At 45.8% G+C, this 15622-nt stretch carries 15 protein-coding genes; 4 read left to right on the plus strand and 11 right to left on the minus strand.

Features of this window, described 5'->3' with window-relative positions; genetic code table 11:
* Positions 1-47: 47 nt before the first annotated feature.
* Complete coding sequence (rnhA, locus tag ACWYU8_RS02890) at positions 48-512, plus strand: ribonuclease HI (protein WP_457516975.1); 465 nt, start codon at positions 48-50, stop codon at positions 510-512.
* On the opposite strand, the gene ACWYU8_RS02895 is transcribed toward rnhA, so the two are convergent.
* Positions 509-1264, minus strand: coding sequence for a class I SAM-dependent methyltransferase (locus ACWYU8_RS02895; protein ID WP_457516977.1), 756 nt, complete (start codon positions 1262-1264; stop codon positions 509-511). The genes rnhA and ACWYU8_RS02895 overlap by 4 nt on opposite strands.
* A 41-nt stretch (positions 1265-1305) precedes the next feature.
* Between ACWYU8_RS02895 and gloB the strand changes: the two genes are divergently transcribed.
* The 3 genes from gloB to ACWYU8_RS02910 all read left to right on the plus strand — a co-directional run bounded on the left by gloB (position 1306) and on the right by ACWYU8_RS02910 (position 4582).
* Positions 1306-2064, plus strand: a complete 759-nt coding sequence (gloB, locus tag ACWYU8_RS02900; protein WP_457516979.1) for a hydroxyacylglutathione hydrolase — start codon at positions 1306-1308, stop codon at positions 2062-2064.
* Positions 2065-2315: 251 nt separating this feature from the next.
* The gene (locus ACWYU8_RS02905) at positions 2316-3899 is read left to right on the plus strand and encodes a LysM peptidoglycan-binding domain-containing protein (protein ID WP_457516981.1); all 1584 of its coding nucleotides are present in this window, start codon (positions 2316-2318) and stop codon (positions 3897-3899) included.
* Positions 3896-4582 (plus strand): YIP1 family protein, encoded by a 687-nt coding sequence (locus tag ACWYU8_RS02910; RefSeq protein WP_457516982.1) that lies wholly within the window; start codon positions 3896-3898, stop codon positions 4580-4582. Before ACWYU8_RS02905 ends, ACWYU8_RS02910 begins: the two co-directional genes overlap by 4 nt.
* Here ACWYU8_RS02910 and ACWYU8_RS02915 read toward each other — a convergent pair.
* The 10 genes from ACWYU8_RS02915 to fabZ form a co-directional block, all read right to left on the minus strand.
* Positions 4579-5424, minus strand: coding sequence for an endonuclease/exonuclease/phosphatase family protein (locus ACWYU8_RS02915; protein ID WP_457516984.1), 846 nt, complete (start codon positions 5422-5424; stop codon positions 4579-4581). The two genes, ACWYU8_RS02910 and ACWYU8_RS02915, sit on opposite strands and share 4 nt — an antisense overlap.
* 83 nt (positions 5425-5507) lie before the next feature.
* The gene (gene glnB / locus ACWYU8_RS02920; protein ID WP_457516986.1) at positions 5508-5846 is read right to left on the minus strand and encodes a nitrogen regulatory protein P-II; all 339 of its coding nucleotides are present in this window, start codon (positions 5844-5846) and stop codon (positions 5508-5510) included.
* Positions 5847-5977: 131 nt separating this feature from the next.
* Positions 5978-6289 (minus strand): c-type cytochrome, encoded by a 312-nt coding sequence (locus ACWYU8_RS02925; RefSeq protein ID WP_457516988.1) that lies wholly within the window; start codon positions 6287-6289, stop codon positions 5978-5980.
* 59 nt (positions 6290-6348) lie between these two features.
* Positions 6349-7665, minus strand: a complete 1317-nt coding sequence (tilS, locus tag ACWYU8_RS02930; RefSeq protein ID WP_457516990.1) for a tRNA lysidine(34) synthetase TilS — start codon at positions 7663-7665, stop codon at positions 6349-6351.
* Positions 7666-7741: 76 nt separating this feature from the next.
* Positions 7742-8701 (minus strand): acetyl-CoA carboxylase carboxyl transferase subunit alpha, encoded by a 960-nt coding sequence (accA, locus tag ACWYU8_RS02935; protein WP_457516992.1) that lies wholly within the window; start codon positions 8699-8701, stop codon positions 7742-7744.
* 46 nt (positions 8702-8747) lie between these two features.
* The gene (gene dnaE, locus ACWYU8_RS02940) at positions 8748-12227 is read right to left on the minus strand and encodes a DNA polymerase III subunit alpha (RefSeq protein WP_457516994.1); all 3480 of its coding nucleotides are present in this window, start codon (positions 12225-12227) and stop codon (positions 8748-8750) included.
* A gap of 85 nt (positions 12228-12312) precedes the next feature.
* Complete coding sequence (gene rnhB, locus ACWYU8_RS02945) at positions 12313-12966, minus strand: ribonuclease HII (protein ID WP_457516996.1); 654 nt, start codon at positions 12964-12966, stop codon at positions 12313-12315.
* A gap of 9 nt (positions 12967-12975) precedes the next feature.
* A complete protein-coding gene (gene lpxB / locus ACWYU8_RS02950) occupies positions 12976-14115 on the minus strand; it encodes a lipid-A-disaccharide synthase (RefSeq protein WP_457516997.1) in 1140 nt (379 codons plus the stop codon).
* A 115-nt stretch (positions 14116-14230) separates the two neighbouring features.
* Positions 14231-15019, minus strand: a complete 789-nt coding sequence (gene lpxA / locus ACWYU8_RS02955; protein ID WP_457516999.1) for an acyl-ACP--UDP-N-acetylglucosamine O-acyltransferase — start codon at positions 15017-15019, stop codon at positions 14231-14233.
* A gap of 1 nt (position 15020) precedes the next feature.
* Complete coding sequence (fabZ, locus tag ACWYU8_RS02960) at positions 15021-15473, minus strand: 3-hydroxyacyl-ACP dehydratase FabZ (RefSeq protein ID WP_457517001.1); 453 nt, start codon at positions 15471-15473, stop codon at positions 15021-15023.
* Positions 15474-15622 lie beyond the last annotated feature (149 nt).

A 15622-nucleotide genomic window follows, 5' to 3' on the forward strand; every position in this document is an offset into this window, starting at 1 on the left:
GTCAGACTATGCTTTATTAAATGTTTCGGCTAATAGTACCAAAAAATATGACCAAACACGTTGAGATTTTCACTGACGGTTCTTGTTTAGGTAACCCAGGTCCTGGTGGTTACGGCATCGTTTTGCGCTACAAGGACGTGGAAAAGACACTTTCTAAAGGTTATACGCTCACAACCAACAACCGCATGGAAATGCTGGCAGCAGTTGTCGCACTGCAAACGCTAAAAGAGCCTTGTAAAGTGACCCTCACTACCGACAGCCAGTATGTTCGCCAAGGGATCACGCAATGGATACATAACTGGAAAAAGCGGGGCTGGAAAACAGCGGATAAAAAACCAGTAAAAAATGCCGACTTATGGCAGGCATTGGATAAAGAGACCGCTCGTCATCAGGTAGACTGGCATTGGGTGAAAGGTCACGCAGGTCACAGAGAAAACGAAATCTGTGACGAACTTGCCCGTACCGCAGCTGAGAAGCCGACTGACGAAGATGCCGGTTATCAAGCCTCTTAGCGCTTGTCACTCGATATCTTTTTCACTCCAACCCCCTCTCGATTCATCACCCCGAGTGGCGAGAGTTTTTTCCTTAAACGCCAGTGTGGTTTGATAGGTTTGAGAGGGTAAGTGCGCTTACGGGCAACGATATAGTATAAGCTGGCCGCTGGTGATGCCCAATCACCTAAACTGTTTTCCAACCACGTCCACATCGTCCGGTAACGTGTCATTGGGAAAAACGCATATCGATCACGATGGATCACCTGATAGTTCAAAAGCCCCAGCCAATCCTGTACCCGGTTAGATGAAAACATTCGCCCGCTCCAGGGTAAGTTATTTTTTCGCCAGGGAAACAGACTCGCCAAACCAGTAAAACTAAATGGGTTAAATCCGGTAATAATCAGGTAGCCATCATCCATCATGACTCTGTCCACTTCCCTCAGCAAACGGTGCGGATCACTTGCGTAGTCAAGCTGATGAGCCAGAATTACTACATCAAAGCTTTTCTCCAAAAAGGGTAATTCGTAACCATCTGCAATCACATTATGCAACGGGTTCTGGATATCTACGTTGACTTGGTGTTGAATATTACAATTACAGCTGGTTAGCTCACAGCTCAACCCGCCCAGTTTTAGCATGTGGTAACCGAAGAGTTTCGGACACCACTCATCAAACCGGGTTTGGATTGACTCAAGTACCCAAGGGCCATTGTTCATATCAGACCAAGTCGACGGGTGCGGTAAAGTTTTGTTGCTGAGTGCTGGTTTCATTAACCACCTGACTAATTTGCTTGGGTAACGGAGAACGAATCGTGTTAGATATCAAAAGCATACCCGCATTTAATGATAATTACATCTGGCTGATACAAAATAGCGACAAGCGCTGTGCTGTCGTGGATCCGGGTGATGCAAAACCTGTATTAGAGTATTTGCAGGCCAACGAGTTAACTTTAGAAGCGATCATGATTACACACCACCACAATGATCACATTGGTGGCGTTTCAGATTTAGTTCGTGCTTTTCCTCACGTAACGGTTGTCGGACCAAAATCAGAACCAATCCCGACATTGACTGCACCGATGGAAGAAGGCGACAAGTTAGAAATCTTTGGTGAAATCTTCATCGTGCTGGGTTTGCCTGGTCATACGTTAGGCCATATTGGCTACGTAGGTGATGGCAAACTATTCTGTGGTGATGTGCTATTTTCAGCAGGCTGTGGCCGCATTTTTGAAGGTACGCCAAAGCAGATGTTTGAGTCCCTGAGTAAAATTGCCGCTCTGCCGGAAGAGACCCAAGTCTACTGTGCGCATGAGTACACCGCGAGTAACATTGCCTTTGCACTGGCGGTCGAGCCAGATAATGAGCAACTGCGCCAATATCGTGATGATGTAAACCGACTACGTGCAATGAATATCCCCACTCTTCCGACAACTTTACGTCAAGAGAAATGGATCAATCCATTTTTGAGAACCACTACACCAGATGTCATTAAATCTGTGACAAATCGCATAAAAAATAGCGATCCATGCTCAGTTTTTACTGCATTAAGAGAGTGGAAGAACGAATTTTGACCAATTTTTACTTGTAAGTTTACAAGACCCCAGTATCATCATGGATTGATTTTCAGAGAAGCGCCACTGGTGCTTCTCTGCGTTTTGGAGAAAGCATATAAATCTACTTGTATGCCCATCCATTGCATATTATGAGGTTTTAACCTCTTTTATTAGTGTTTAAAAATATGTCTATTATCTTGCGATTGCCACGTAGCACATGCTACGCGACAGGCTGGAGAAGATAAAAAGGCCCTAAATAGGCTGAATCCATGCGTTTGAAGTACAGTATGGCGTTGGCGTTATTGCTATCTGGTTGTCAGATGACTTCTCCAGATTCAACAACAGCAACTCCAGAAACCAACAAATCAGAGCTAGTTGCAAAACAAAAAGCAGCTAAGGAACAAGCAAAAAGTAAGCAATCTTTGACAAAGAAGACTGTCAAGGATACGCCGAAGGTGCTTTCTCCACAGGAACAAGAAGATGTATGGCAACGTATCGCCATGCAGCTTGACATGGACATCCCGAACAATAAAACGGTGAATTACTACCGCACATGGTATCTAAAGCACCCTAACCATCTAAAAACTGTGTCGCAGCGTGCAGAACCGTTTCTGTACATGATTGCGGAAAAGATTGAAAAGCGTGGCTTACCAATGGAGCTGGCGTTGCTGCCAGTCGTAGAGAGCTCGTTTGATGCTTTCGCCTATTCACATGGCAGTGCAGCAGGTCTTTGGCAATTTGTTCCTGGTACCGGAAGAATGATGGGCCTTGAGCAAAATTACTGGTACGACGGACGCCGCGATGTGGCAGCCTCTACCGACGCCGCTTTAGACTACCTGGAGCAGTTAAGCAATCAATTTGATGGCAACTGGGCACATGCTATCGCTGCATATAACAGCGGTGGTGGCCGAGTAGCAAAAGCAATCCGTAAAAACAAAAGTAATGGCAAGTCGCTGGACTTTTTCTCTTTGGATTTACCAAAAGAGACCAGCAGCTATCTGCCGAAGCTGTTAGCACTTGCAGATGTGATTGCAAACCAGGATAAATACGGTCTTAACATTCCGGCTATCCCAAATAAACCAGTGCTGGCGCTTGTCGATCCTAAAGAGCAGCTCGATTTAGCTATCGCAGCTAACTACGCCGGTATCGGTGTGAAAGAGTTACAAAGCTACAACCCGGCATACAACCAGTGGTCTACCTCACCAGATGGCCCACACAAACTATTGATCCCTGTAGAAAAGAAGGATGCGTTCCTCGCTCAGGTTAATCAAAACCGTGGTAAAGGCGTTAAAGTTGCTCGATACAAAGTACAGTCAGGTGATTCACTTGGTCGATTAGCTCAGAAGTATGGCACCACAACTAAAGTGATTCGTCGTGCTAATGGTCTGTCGAATGACAATATTCGTATTGGCCAACACCTGTTGATCCCAACATCGACTAAAGATGATTCTAAATACGCATTATCAGCAGATAACCGTTTAAGCAAGACGCAATCTAAAGAGCGTGGTCAACTGAAACTGACACATGTTGTTCAGTCAGGTGAAAGCTTATGGTCAATCGCTCATGACAATAGTGTTTCGTACAAATCCCTTGCTAAATGGAATGGCATGGGACCAAAGGATACATTAAAAAAAGGGCAAAAAATCGTAATTTGGAAGCAGGCTTCTGATGACGCGGTTATCCGTACCGTTTTCTACAATGTGCGTTCTGGCGACACTATCAGTGGTATCGCAAGTAAGTTTAAAGTGAATAGCAATGACATTGTGAAATGGAACTCTCTTCAAAAGAAGAACTACTTAAAGCCGGGTCAAAAACTTAAGTTGTACGTTGATGTCACCAAGGTAAGTGTATGACCCCATCAAGCAACCCGCTTGTCATGTTGTTGGACATATTCCGTTCACCAACATCATGCTTCTTAGCGTTATACCAACGTGGTGGTTGGGGTTGGCAACCATTCATCATATTGATGATCAGCCCCTTCCTGTTTTGGGGGGCGTATTTCTCAAACGTTGATTTCACTTGGCTAAGTGAACAACTTACCGCTCAATTCCAACAAATCGATCCTCAGCAGATCGATTTGTTGGAGCCAAACACATTAATGGCTGGAGCGATCATCAATGACGTCGTTAATCGCTTTGCCACGCTACTACTACTTGCGTTTTGGTTCTTCCTTGCGACCAAAGCAAGCAAACAGCAGTACGGATACTGGAAGTGGTTTGCCGCTTCTTGTGCCATTCTGTTTCCGGCAGTACTTGGTGATATCGCAAGCTACGCGAGTTTATTGCTCAAGCATGGTGAAGTGATGACATACGCCGCCGATCTCAACAGCCTCAATGGCTTGCTGAAATTGCCGCTAACCAATGAATGGTCACATTTTGCGAGCTCACTACCATTACTGTTACCTTGGTACATCGTTTTGGGCTACGGAGTGGTACTGACCTGGACAGAGTTTGAACGTGGACAGGCTTTGGTTATTGCCAGCCTGCCATGGATTGTGTTTTACGTGCTGTGGGCGCTTTATATCGTCGTAACCTAATCGCCCAGAGCAAACGACATTACTAATGGATTATGATCGGAAGCGTCGCTCTGCGGCGCTTTTGCATTTTTCAGAACTAACCCACGATAGAACACATGGTCGAGTCGCTGACCAGTAATAAACTGGGTTCGGTTATCCGGTGAAAATACCACTTCTTGCAAGTCCGCCTGTTGTAAAGCTTGCTTCATCGCATCCAATCGGTATTCGCTCCAACTGTTGAAATCACCAGCAAACACAATCGGACCTGTGTGTTGTTTGAGTAATGTCTCAAGCGCGGAAATCTGAGAACGATATTCATCCGTGCCGACGGTGAAGTTAATCGCATGTATATTAACAACAGCAAGTATGTCGCCGTTGCTCAATCTATACTGACTGTACAGTGCGGACTTTGGTAAGCGCAGCCACGGCTCTGTTGAGGTATAAGCACAGGCTTTCTCAGGCAGTTTTTGCGCAATATTAATCACACCAGCCCCACTCCCCAATGCTTTAAATGCCGTTACCTGATTACTCATCCAGTTACCATCCACCAGCCATTGCTTAAACGACTCAGTCATACTGGCTTCTTGCAGTAATAACAATTGCTTGTCTGCTGAAAGTGAATCAAGTGCATGCTGCCAGTTGTCTCTGCCCTGCTTGTAAATATTCCAAACCAGAACATTGAGATCACCGTCTTTATCTAACACCTGCGAGTCAGTGAACTCAATACATTGAATATCTTCACTAATCTCTTCCCCAGTTTGGGTGATAATTTGCGGGCGATCCGGAACGGTAAAGATGATTTGAAAACCAAGTACCACGGCCATGAAGACAAAGACTGTCGCCAGGATAAAACGCTTAAACATGAGGCCTTACCTAAATATGTAATAAAAAAGGAGCCATAACAGGCTCCTTTTTAGCTTAATCAAAAATAAATTCGTAGTGAAATTTAAATCGCGTCTTCGTCTTCTTCGCCAGTACGAATACGGATAACACGCTCTACATCAGTAACGAAAATCTTACCGTCACCAATTTTACCCGTTTGAGCAGTTTCAATAATGGTTTCGACGCATTTATCTGCGACATCTTCATTTACGACGATTTCTAGCTTCACTTTTGGCAGGAAATCCACCATGTATTCTGCACCACGATACAGTTCTGTGTGACCTTTCTGACGACCAAAACCTTTGACTTCAGAAACGGTCATCCCTGTGATGCCTACTTCAGCTAACGCTTCTCGAACATCATCCAGTTTAAATGGCTTGATAATCGCTTCAATCTTCTTCATGTTCATCCCTTAAGCTTTAATCGTATGGGGATATTATCGTTTACCGAGTTGCAACATTCAATCTTTGTGTCAATTCGGTGTTGTAAAATCTTGAGTTTGATGAAGTTTATTCAAGTAAAAACATCGAACTGCTATAAGCTCGAGTAGTATGCCGCTAAGTTTGCGATATCATCATCAGAAAGTAGCGAAGCTTGAGCCTGCATGACGACAGCAAGTCCACCATTGCGTTCTTTGTTTTTGTACGCATTGATTGAGCTTGTGATGTACTGAGCATTCTGCCCTTTCAGGTTTGGATATCCAGGAATGGTTGCCATACCATCAGCACCATGACAGGCTGCACATACCGCCGATTTTACCTGCCCGGCAGCGGCATCACCCGCCGCTAATGCTTGCCCAGATAACATAGTTAGCGCTACCATTGCGCCCATTAATACTTTCTTCATTGCTTCACCTAATTATTTGAATATAGACATACACTTCATAGTCGATATTGTGTCATGAGTTACAGAGGCTTACGCCAAATCAGCTCACAATCTTGACCACTAAACGCCTTATCAACGAATAAATCTGCTACAGCAACCACTTTCCCCTGATACATCAAAATAGGGAGCTGGCGACGCAACCAGCTCGGCACATTATACTCTTGAAACAGTTTTTTCAGTTTACGACTGTGATTGCGCGCAGCAGGATGCGCCGACAGTCCCTCTGGGTTAAACGTGACGCTCAGTAATTCCGGTTGAGGGGGCAAGGCAATAGTTGGTTGTTCTGAGCCCGAACTTAAAATCAGCTCTCCCAAACGCCCCGGAAGAATAAGCGCCGAATCAATGTGAATCTTGCTCTGCCAGTCAGTGACATCAGGTTTTTCAGTTACCCAGTACAATTTATTCTGAAAACGGCGCACCTCACCCTGTTTTAACTTAAGTTTTGGGTTGGCATCTTGTTGTGCTAATGCGACTTCATTCCAAATTAAACCAAGCTGCACTTGAGATGGCATATGAGTGTTCTGCCTGGCAAGCCACATACGAATCAGGCGTGCGCGGGCTAGTCCGCTGTGTAACGCTAATTCCGCAATGTCTAAGCTGAGATCCGGTTGTAACGCGCGGCAAAAAACGTCGTTAAGTAATTCATCTAACAAGGCTTCTTGCTGGGCGCATAAAGACGCACTGCGTTGAACCGCCTGATGAATACTCGGCCAGCGCTGAGACAACTCAGGAACGATGTGGTGGCGCAGGTAATTACGGTCATAGCGCGTATCCTGATTACTTTCATCTTCAACCCATTCAAGGCTGAGTGACTGCGCGACGGACTCGATATGCTCTCGACGAGTTGTGAGTAACGGGCGTATCAAAGTACCAGCAGAAAAAGGCATACTCTCTGCCATACATGCCAGCCCTTTGGGGCCACTCCCCCGTTTGAGAGCAAGAAGAAAGGTCTCAACTTGGTCGTCAGCATGCTGCCCGGTCAGCAGAAGATCACCGTTCTCGATGTATTTTGCCAATACTTGGTAACGCGCTTCTCGTGCCAGTAATTCGATGCTTTCGCCACTATGGGTATCTAAATGGACATACTCTACCGAATATGAAATGCCAGCTTGCTGAGCCCATAATTGACACTTGTCAGCCCAGTCATCAGCGTTGCCGCTTAATCCATGATGAACATACACCGCATGACACGGGATGGCATGCTCCTGTTGGTAGCGACTAAGCAGCTCTAGTAACAAGCGAGAGTCTACTCCTCCACTAAAAGCTAAAACAACTTTAGTCTGAGGCAAATAATACGTCGCCATCACTTGGGCAAAATGTTGATAAAGCGATTCCATATTCAATCCGTTCGATACAAAAAAGGGCTGGACTTAAATCCAACCCTTTCTATTTTATCCGTTATCTAAAGAGATATCAGCAGTAACCGTAGCTCATCAGGCGCTGGTAACGGCGTTCGCGTAGCGACTCATCATCTAGCTGTTCTAGATCTTCCAGCTGACGAAGTAGCGTTGCTTTCATGTTTTCAGCCATTTCAACATGATTACGGTGTGCACCGCCTAGTGGCTCTTCGATGATTTCATCGATAAGTTCAAGCTCTTTAAGACGTGGCGCAGTAAGACCCATAGCTTCTGCCGCTTGTGGTGCTTTATCTGAGTCACGCCATAGGATTGACGCACAACCTTCTGGAGAAATTACCGAGTACGTTGAGTACTGAAGCATATTCACGTAGTCTCCTACACCAATCGCCAGTGCACCACCTGAACCGCCTTCACCGACAACGTTACAGATTACTGGTACTTTAAGGCCAGACATCACTTTTAGGTTTTTTGCGATAGCTTCAGATTGACCACGCTCTTCTGCACCAACACCTGGGTAAGCACCAGCGGTGTCAATGAAGGTAATGATTGGCATATTAAAACGCTCAGCCATTTCCATTAAACGTAGTGCTTTACGGTAACCTTCAGGCTTTGGCATACCAAAGTTACGTCTTACTTTTTCTTTCGTCTCACGACCTTTTTGATGACCAATGATCATCACTGGGCGACCTTCAAGGCGAGCAATACCACCTACAATCGCTTTATCATCAGCAAAAGCACGATCACCCGCGAGCTCATCAAACTCTTCAAAGACGTGTTTGATGTAGTCCAACGTGTAAGGACGTAATGGGTGACGAGCCAGCTGAGCTGTTTCCCATGCGCCTAAGTTACTGAATGTCTTTTTTTTCAGTTCTAGGCTTTTCTTCTCAAGCTGTTCGATTTCTTTATCCAGGTCAATCGCAGCATCACCACCATGGCGAGATACATCGCGCAGGGCTTCAATTTTCGCTTCTAATTCTGCAATTGGCTTTTCAAATTCAAGAAAGTTTAGGCTCATCGATGAATCCTTGTTGACTCAGCGTCTAACATATCGCGCTGAATTTTTAGTTAAATTCGAGTTCTACCTGGTTAGTTCCAAGTAACTGTTTCAAATTGTCTATTAATGTATCACTTGGCGTTACTCGCCATTCGGTGCCCAATGTTAACCGCGCTCTGGCGTCGGCACGCTGGTAGTATACATTGACGGGTACGGTTCCGGACTTGTGCGGCTCTAAAATACGACTAAACTGATCAAAAAATTGATCATTGATCTGATTTGCATCAATCGATACCGACAGACCACGAGCGTATTTTTCACGCGCGCTGCCGAGATCCATAACTTCACGCGCCGACATTTTAAGGCCACCATTGAAGTCATCAAAGCTGACCTGTCCGGAAACCACCAAAATTTTGTCTTTTTCGAGAAGTTCAGCATACCGATCAAGCGCATCGGAGAACAACATCACTTCCATTCGACCACTTCGGTCATCCAGCGTCATGATACCAATGCGCGTTCCACGCTTGGTGGTCATAACACGAGCTGCTATCACTAAACCTGCTACTGTCACCGATTGATCGCGACGTGTTGGGGTCGCGTCTTTTAGTCGACAACTGGTGTATTTGTTTAGTTCCTTCAAATACGCATTTATTGGATGCCCGGTCAAATATAAACCGAGAGTTTCTCGTTCCCCCTCCAGCCATACTTTTTCTGGCCAAGGTGGCACTTGCGTGTATTTGTTTTCTACTTCCTCTGGTGCATCTGTCAATACACCAAACATATCAGACTGTCCAAACGCCTCCGCCTGGTGATGCTGACTCGCCGCTTTGACTGCATCATTTAACGACGCCATCATTGCCGCACGGTGTGGTCCGAGTCGGTCCAAAGCACCGGCGTAAATCAGTTTCTCAATAACACGCTTGTTAACACGTTTAAGATCGATACGAGCGCAGAAATCAAACAGGTCTTTAAAGTGACCACCTTTGTTTCTCGCTTCCAGAATTGCATCAATCGGTCCTTCGCCGACCCCTTTAATCGCACCGATACCGTAAACAATGGCTCCATTTTCATCAACATTAAAGCGGTACAATCCCGAGTTAATATCCGGTGGCAGCACCGTAAGCTTCATACGGAAACATTCATCCACCAGGCCAACTACCTTTTCGGTGTTATCCATATCGGCGGTCATTACCGCAGCCATAAACTCAGCTGGGTAGTGCATTTTTAGCCACAATGTCTGGTAAGAAACCAACGCATATGCCGCTGAGTGCGATTTGTTAAAGCCGTAACCGGCGAACTTTTCTACCAAGTCGAAGATTTTCATCGCCAACTCGCCGTCGACGCCATTCTTCACGGCCCCGTCTTCAAAAGTCGCACGCTGCTTGGCCATCTCTTCCGGTTTTTTCTTACCCATCGCACGACGCAGCATATCCGCACCACCTAAGGTGTAGCCGGACAAAACCTGTGCGATTTGCATAACCTGTTCCTGATACAGGATGATGCCGTAAGTTGGATCGAGAATTTCTTTTAAAGATTCATGTTGCCATTTTTCATCAGGGTAAGAGATGGCTTCTCGACCATGCTTACGGTCGATGAAGTTATCTACCATGCCTGATTGCAACGGCCCCGGACGGAACAGGGCCACCAGCGCGATAATATCTTCGAAACAGTCAGGTTGAAGTCGCTTGATCAGCTCTTTCATACCACGCGATTCGAGCTGGAATACTGCTGTGGTTTCTGAGTTTTGTAACAGACGGAACGAAGCCTGATCGTCGAGTGGAATCGACTCGATACGCACTGGGGCCTTACCTTCACGTTCTAAACGCGGGTTAATCAGACCAAGTGCCCAGTCAATGATGGTCAGTGTACGCAGACCTAAGAAGTCAAACTTAACCAAACCAGCAGTTTCAACGTCATTTTTATCGAACTGAGTAACCGGAAAATGCCCTTCTGAGTCCGCATAAATCGGTGCAAAGTCCGTAATCGTGGTCGGTGAAATAACCACACCACCCGCGTGCTTACCCGCGTTTCGCGTACACCCTTCCAATATGCGACACATATCGATGAGTTCTTTCACTTCCTCATCGGCCTCGTACAGCTCAGGCAACGCAGGCTCAGCTTTAAACGCTTTCTCGAGTGTCATCCCCGGATCAGGCGGGATCAACTTCGAAATTCGGTCTACAAAACCGAATGGGTGACCAAGTACACGACCTACATCCCGGATTACCGCTTTTGCCGCCATGGTACCAAAGGTAATGATCTGAGATACAGCATCGCGACCATACATTTCGGCGACGTGATCAATCACCTGGTCGCGCTTATCCATACAGAAGTCGACGTCAAAATCGGGCATGGATACACGTTCTGGGTTCAAGAAACGTTCGAAGAGCAAGTCGTATTCAAGCGGATCAAGATCGGTAATTTTTAGAGCATAAGCCACCAAAGAACCTGCACCAGAGCCACGACCAGGGCCTACCGGAATCGCATTGTCTTTCGACCACTGGATGAACTCCATTACGATCAAGAAGTAACCCGGGAAGCCCATTTGGTTGATTACATCGAGTTCAATTTGTAAACGCTCATCGTATTCCGGACGGCGCTTTTTGCGCTCTTCTTCATCCGGAAACAGGAATTCCAGTCGATCTTCCAAACCTTCTCGTGACTTCATGACCAGGAACTCGGTCTCTGCCATCCCTTCTGTCGGGAAAGCAGGCAGGAAGTATTCACCCAAACGCACGGTAACGTTACAGCGCTTCGCAATCTCAACGCTGTTTTCTAGCGCTTCAGGAATGTCAGCAAACAGCTCACACATCTCTTCTTCACTACGAAGGTATTGTTGCGGACTGTAGTTCTTTGGCCGACGCGGGTCTTCCAGTGTATAGCCGTCATGAATAGCGACTCGAATTTCATGAGCATCAAACCGATCTGCGCTGAGGAAAACCACTTCGTTTGTCGCAACAACAGGCAACTCTTCTTGCTCTGCAAGTTCAATAGCAAAGTGCAGATAGGTTTCTTCGTCTGGACGTCCAGTACGAATCAGCTCCAGATAAAAGCGATCTGGGAAATGCTTTTTATAAAATTCGACACAGCTTTCAACTAAATTGCGGTTACCTTTTAGCAACGCCTTGCCTATATCACCGTTCTTAGCACCGGAAAGAACGATAAGACCCTCTGACATTTCCGCCAGCCACGCTTTATCAATAACAGGCTGATGTTGTACATGCCCCCGCAAATAAGCCTTTGAGATAAGCAAGGTCAGGTTTTTGTAACCGACATTATCGGCAGCCAGTACCGTTAGCTGCGTCAGTTCCTCGCCGAATTCATCAGATTGCATTTTGAAGTCTGCACCGATGATTGGTTTCACACCGCAGCCATGCGCTGTACCATAAAACTTCACCAAACCACACAGGTTAGTGAAATCTGTCAATGCCATCGCAGGCATACCAAGCTCTGCGACTTTCTTGACTATCGGTGGAACTTTGTTGATACCATCCACCATCGAGAAATCACTGTGAACACGAAGATGGATGAACTTGGGATCTGACATTAACAGGTACCGTGTAACTCTTTTGGGTTTGAAATTCTTTTAAGGAAGCGGGTTATAACACCTCTATCTCCCTAATACTACTCGTTTAGTCAACGATTCCGAGTGCTTTTTTTACCGGCTTAAAGCTCTTGCGATGCTCATCGATAACGCCATGCTGCTCTATCGCTTCAAAATGTGCTTTGGTTGGATACCCTTTGTGCTTTGCAAAACCAAATTGAGGATATTGCTTATCCAGCTCTTCCATTTCGGTATCTCGCACGACCTTAGCAAGAATAGACGCTGCACTGATTTCAGCCACACGCAGATCGCCTTTCACCACCGCATGTGCATCCATTGGCAGCTCTGGGCAACGGTTACCATCAATAAGCACTAACTCAGGTTGGACATGTAAACCAGCTATCGCGCGTTGCATCGCCACCATGGTGGCTTGAAGAATATTTAACTTATCAATCTCTTCTGGAGAGCAACGGCCTACGGCCCAGGCGAGAGCTTTCTCTTTGATCTCTGGCAGCAAAGCTAAACGTTTTTTCTCGCTGAGCTTTTTAGAATCATTTAACCCTTCAATAGGATTATGGGGATCTAAAATAACCGCAGCAGTCACGACATCCCCAACCAAAGGACCTCGCCCTACTTCATCGACACCCGCGATGAGCTGGTAGCCTTGCGGATATTCAAACGGAGGAAGTTCGACTTTTGTTTTCATCGTCTTGGTTTTGGTAGACTTAGCTTTCGCAACCATGGGAATTCTCTATTTCTCTATCAGTTTCAATACTGCGTTTGCAGCTTGGTGATCCGCATCTTTCCGGATCCAGTGATGCATTTCGGTAAATTTATCCAACATCGGCTGATTGTCGCTTTCCAATAATCGAGCGACCTCGTTGAATAAGTTCTCTGGCGTGCAATCATCTTGCAGATACTCTTTCACCAACTCATCGTCAGCCAGAATATTAGGCAGCGATACATACTTGGTTTTCAACAGACGCTTTGCCAAAAATGCGGTAAAGGCATTAACGCGATAGCCAACAACCATAGGACGTTTAAGCAGCATACATTCCAGTGCAACAGTGCCTGACGCCAGCATCACTGCATCGGAAGCGGTAATCACGTTCCGTGCTGTATCATCGACCAGAGTGAAATTAAGCTCTGGCGCATGCTCTTTCCATGCCTGCTCAAACTGCTCACGACGTTTTTGATTGACCAGAGCGACCACAAAGCCCAAGTCTGGATATTTCTGCTGTAGAAGCTTGCACGTTTCTATGAACGGTTGTGAGAGCATTTTCAATTCGCTCCCGCGGCTTCCCGGTAGAACGGCTAACCATTTTCTATCTTGCTCTAGTCCCAATAACTCTCGCGCTGAAGCTTGGTCAGATTGAAGAGGAATAGAGTCAGCTAATGTGTGACCGATAAATTCACATGGCACATTAAACTTGTCGTAAAACGCTTTTTCAAACGGAAGAAAGGCTAAAACCAGATTGGTGGCCGCTTCGATCTTGAAAATACGTTTCTGACGCCAAGCCCAAACGGATGGACTCACATAATGAACCGTCTTGATCCCCGCTTGTTTCAGATCCAACTCCAAACGTAAATTGAAATCTGGTGCATCAATACCGACAAAAACATCGGGTGGATTTTGCGTGAAATACTTAACTAACTCAGCTTTGACTTTTAGTAAGCGAGGCAGACGCCCGAGAACTTCGACTAAACCCATTACGGCTAACTCTTCCATATCGAAGAGGGATTCACAACCTTGAGCAATCATTTTAGGGCCGCCAATACCGACAAACTCCGCGTTTGGGTACTGCTCTTTTACGGCTTTGATAAAGCCTTCACCCAGCGTGTCACCCGAAAGTTCCCCGGCAATAATGCCAATACGTAATGGTTTTTCCATGTCGTTCCCGCTTGTATTTATGCTTTATGGATAGCCAGATTCGCTATCCATAAAACACAAAAAGATCGCTGCCCAATTTGGGCGCGATCTTTTCACTTATATAACCACTCGTAGATTAACGAATGATGCCACGTTCCGTGGTTTCCAAAATGTCAGAGAAACGCTTCACTGCTGGAAACTCTTGTGCCATCTCAGCTAACACAGGCTTCACTTCTTCCAAAGTTTTGCCTGAACGGTAAATTTCTTTGTACGCTTTTTGCAGTGCTCGAATCTCAGGTTTTTCGAAGCCATTACGCTTCAGACCAACTAGGTTCAAACCAAATGGTGTTGCGTGGTTACCTTGTGCTAGTACGTAGGCAGGTACATCCTGAACAACAGCAGAACATCCCCCGACGTAAGCATAAGCACCAACCGTACAAAACGGATGAATAGCAGACAATGCCATGACGCCAGCGTAATCATCAACGGTTACGTGACCACCGAGGATCGCATTGTTACCGATATGAGTGTGATTTCCTACCACGACATCATGCGCAATATGAGCATTCACACACAGTAGGTTATCATCGCCGATAACGGTGGTTGCTTTGTCTTGAACCGTACCACGATGTACCTGAACCGCTTCGCGAATCACATTTCGGTCACCGATAACCACGGTTGTCTCTTCGCCGCCATATTTCTTGTCCTGGTTTTCTTCACCAATCACAGCATGCGGGAAAATGCGGTTATCTTTACCAATTTTGGTATGACCTTTAATGACAACGTGAGACATGACTTCAGTGCCTTCACCAATTTCTACCGTAGAGGTAATGTAGGTGAATGGTCCGACTGTCACATTAGCGCCAATTTTTGCGCCTTCTTCTACCACCGCTGCCGGGTGGATTTTAGCGGTTTCATGAATCATATTAAAACTCTCGACGAGCACACTTCAGTTCAGCTGAACATACTACTTCGCCGTCTACTTTTGCCACACCACTAAATGCAGCAATACCGCGGCGCTCTTTAAGAAATTCTACTTCAATAATCAGTTGGTCGCCTGGAACGACTGGTTTGCGGAATTTCGCACCGTCTACACTTGCAAAGTAATACAGTTCATTCTCTGTTGGTGCACCAAATGATTTAAATGCTAACAGACCAGTAGCCTGAGCCATTGCTTCCAGAATTAAAACACCTGGGAATACTGGCAGTTGAGGAAAGTGACCTGTGAACTGAGGTTCGTTAACCGACACATTTTTAATAGCGTGAAGGTACTTCACTTCTTGGAAGTCAATCACTCGGTCGATCAATAAGAATGGGTAGCGATGAGGTAGTAGCTCTTGAATTTCAGAGATGTTCATCGTTTTCTTTTCAGTAGTCAAAGTCGTCTTCCTATATCAATTCTCAATAACCAAGATGGTCAGGCAGCGGCAAAGGCCGCAAATCTGCAAAATGCCTGCAAAGTGTATACCAGATTGGTATTTAATATACTAATAGCGCGTCATTATAGAAGAAAAAGACTCGCATTTCG

This window comes from Vibrio limimangrovi (assembly GCF_054064025.1).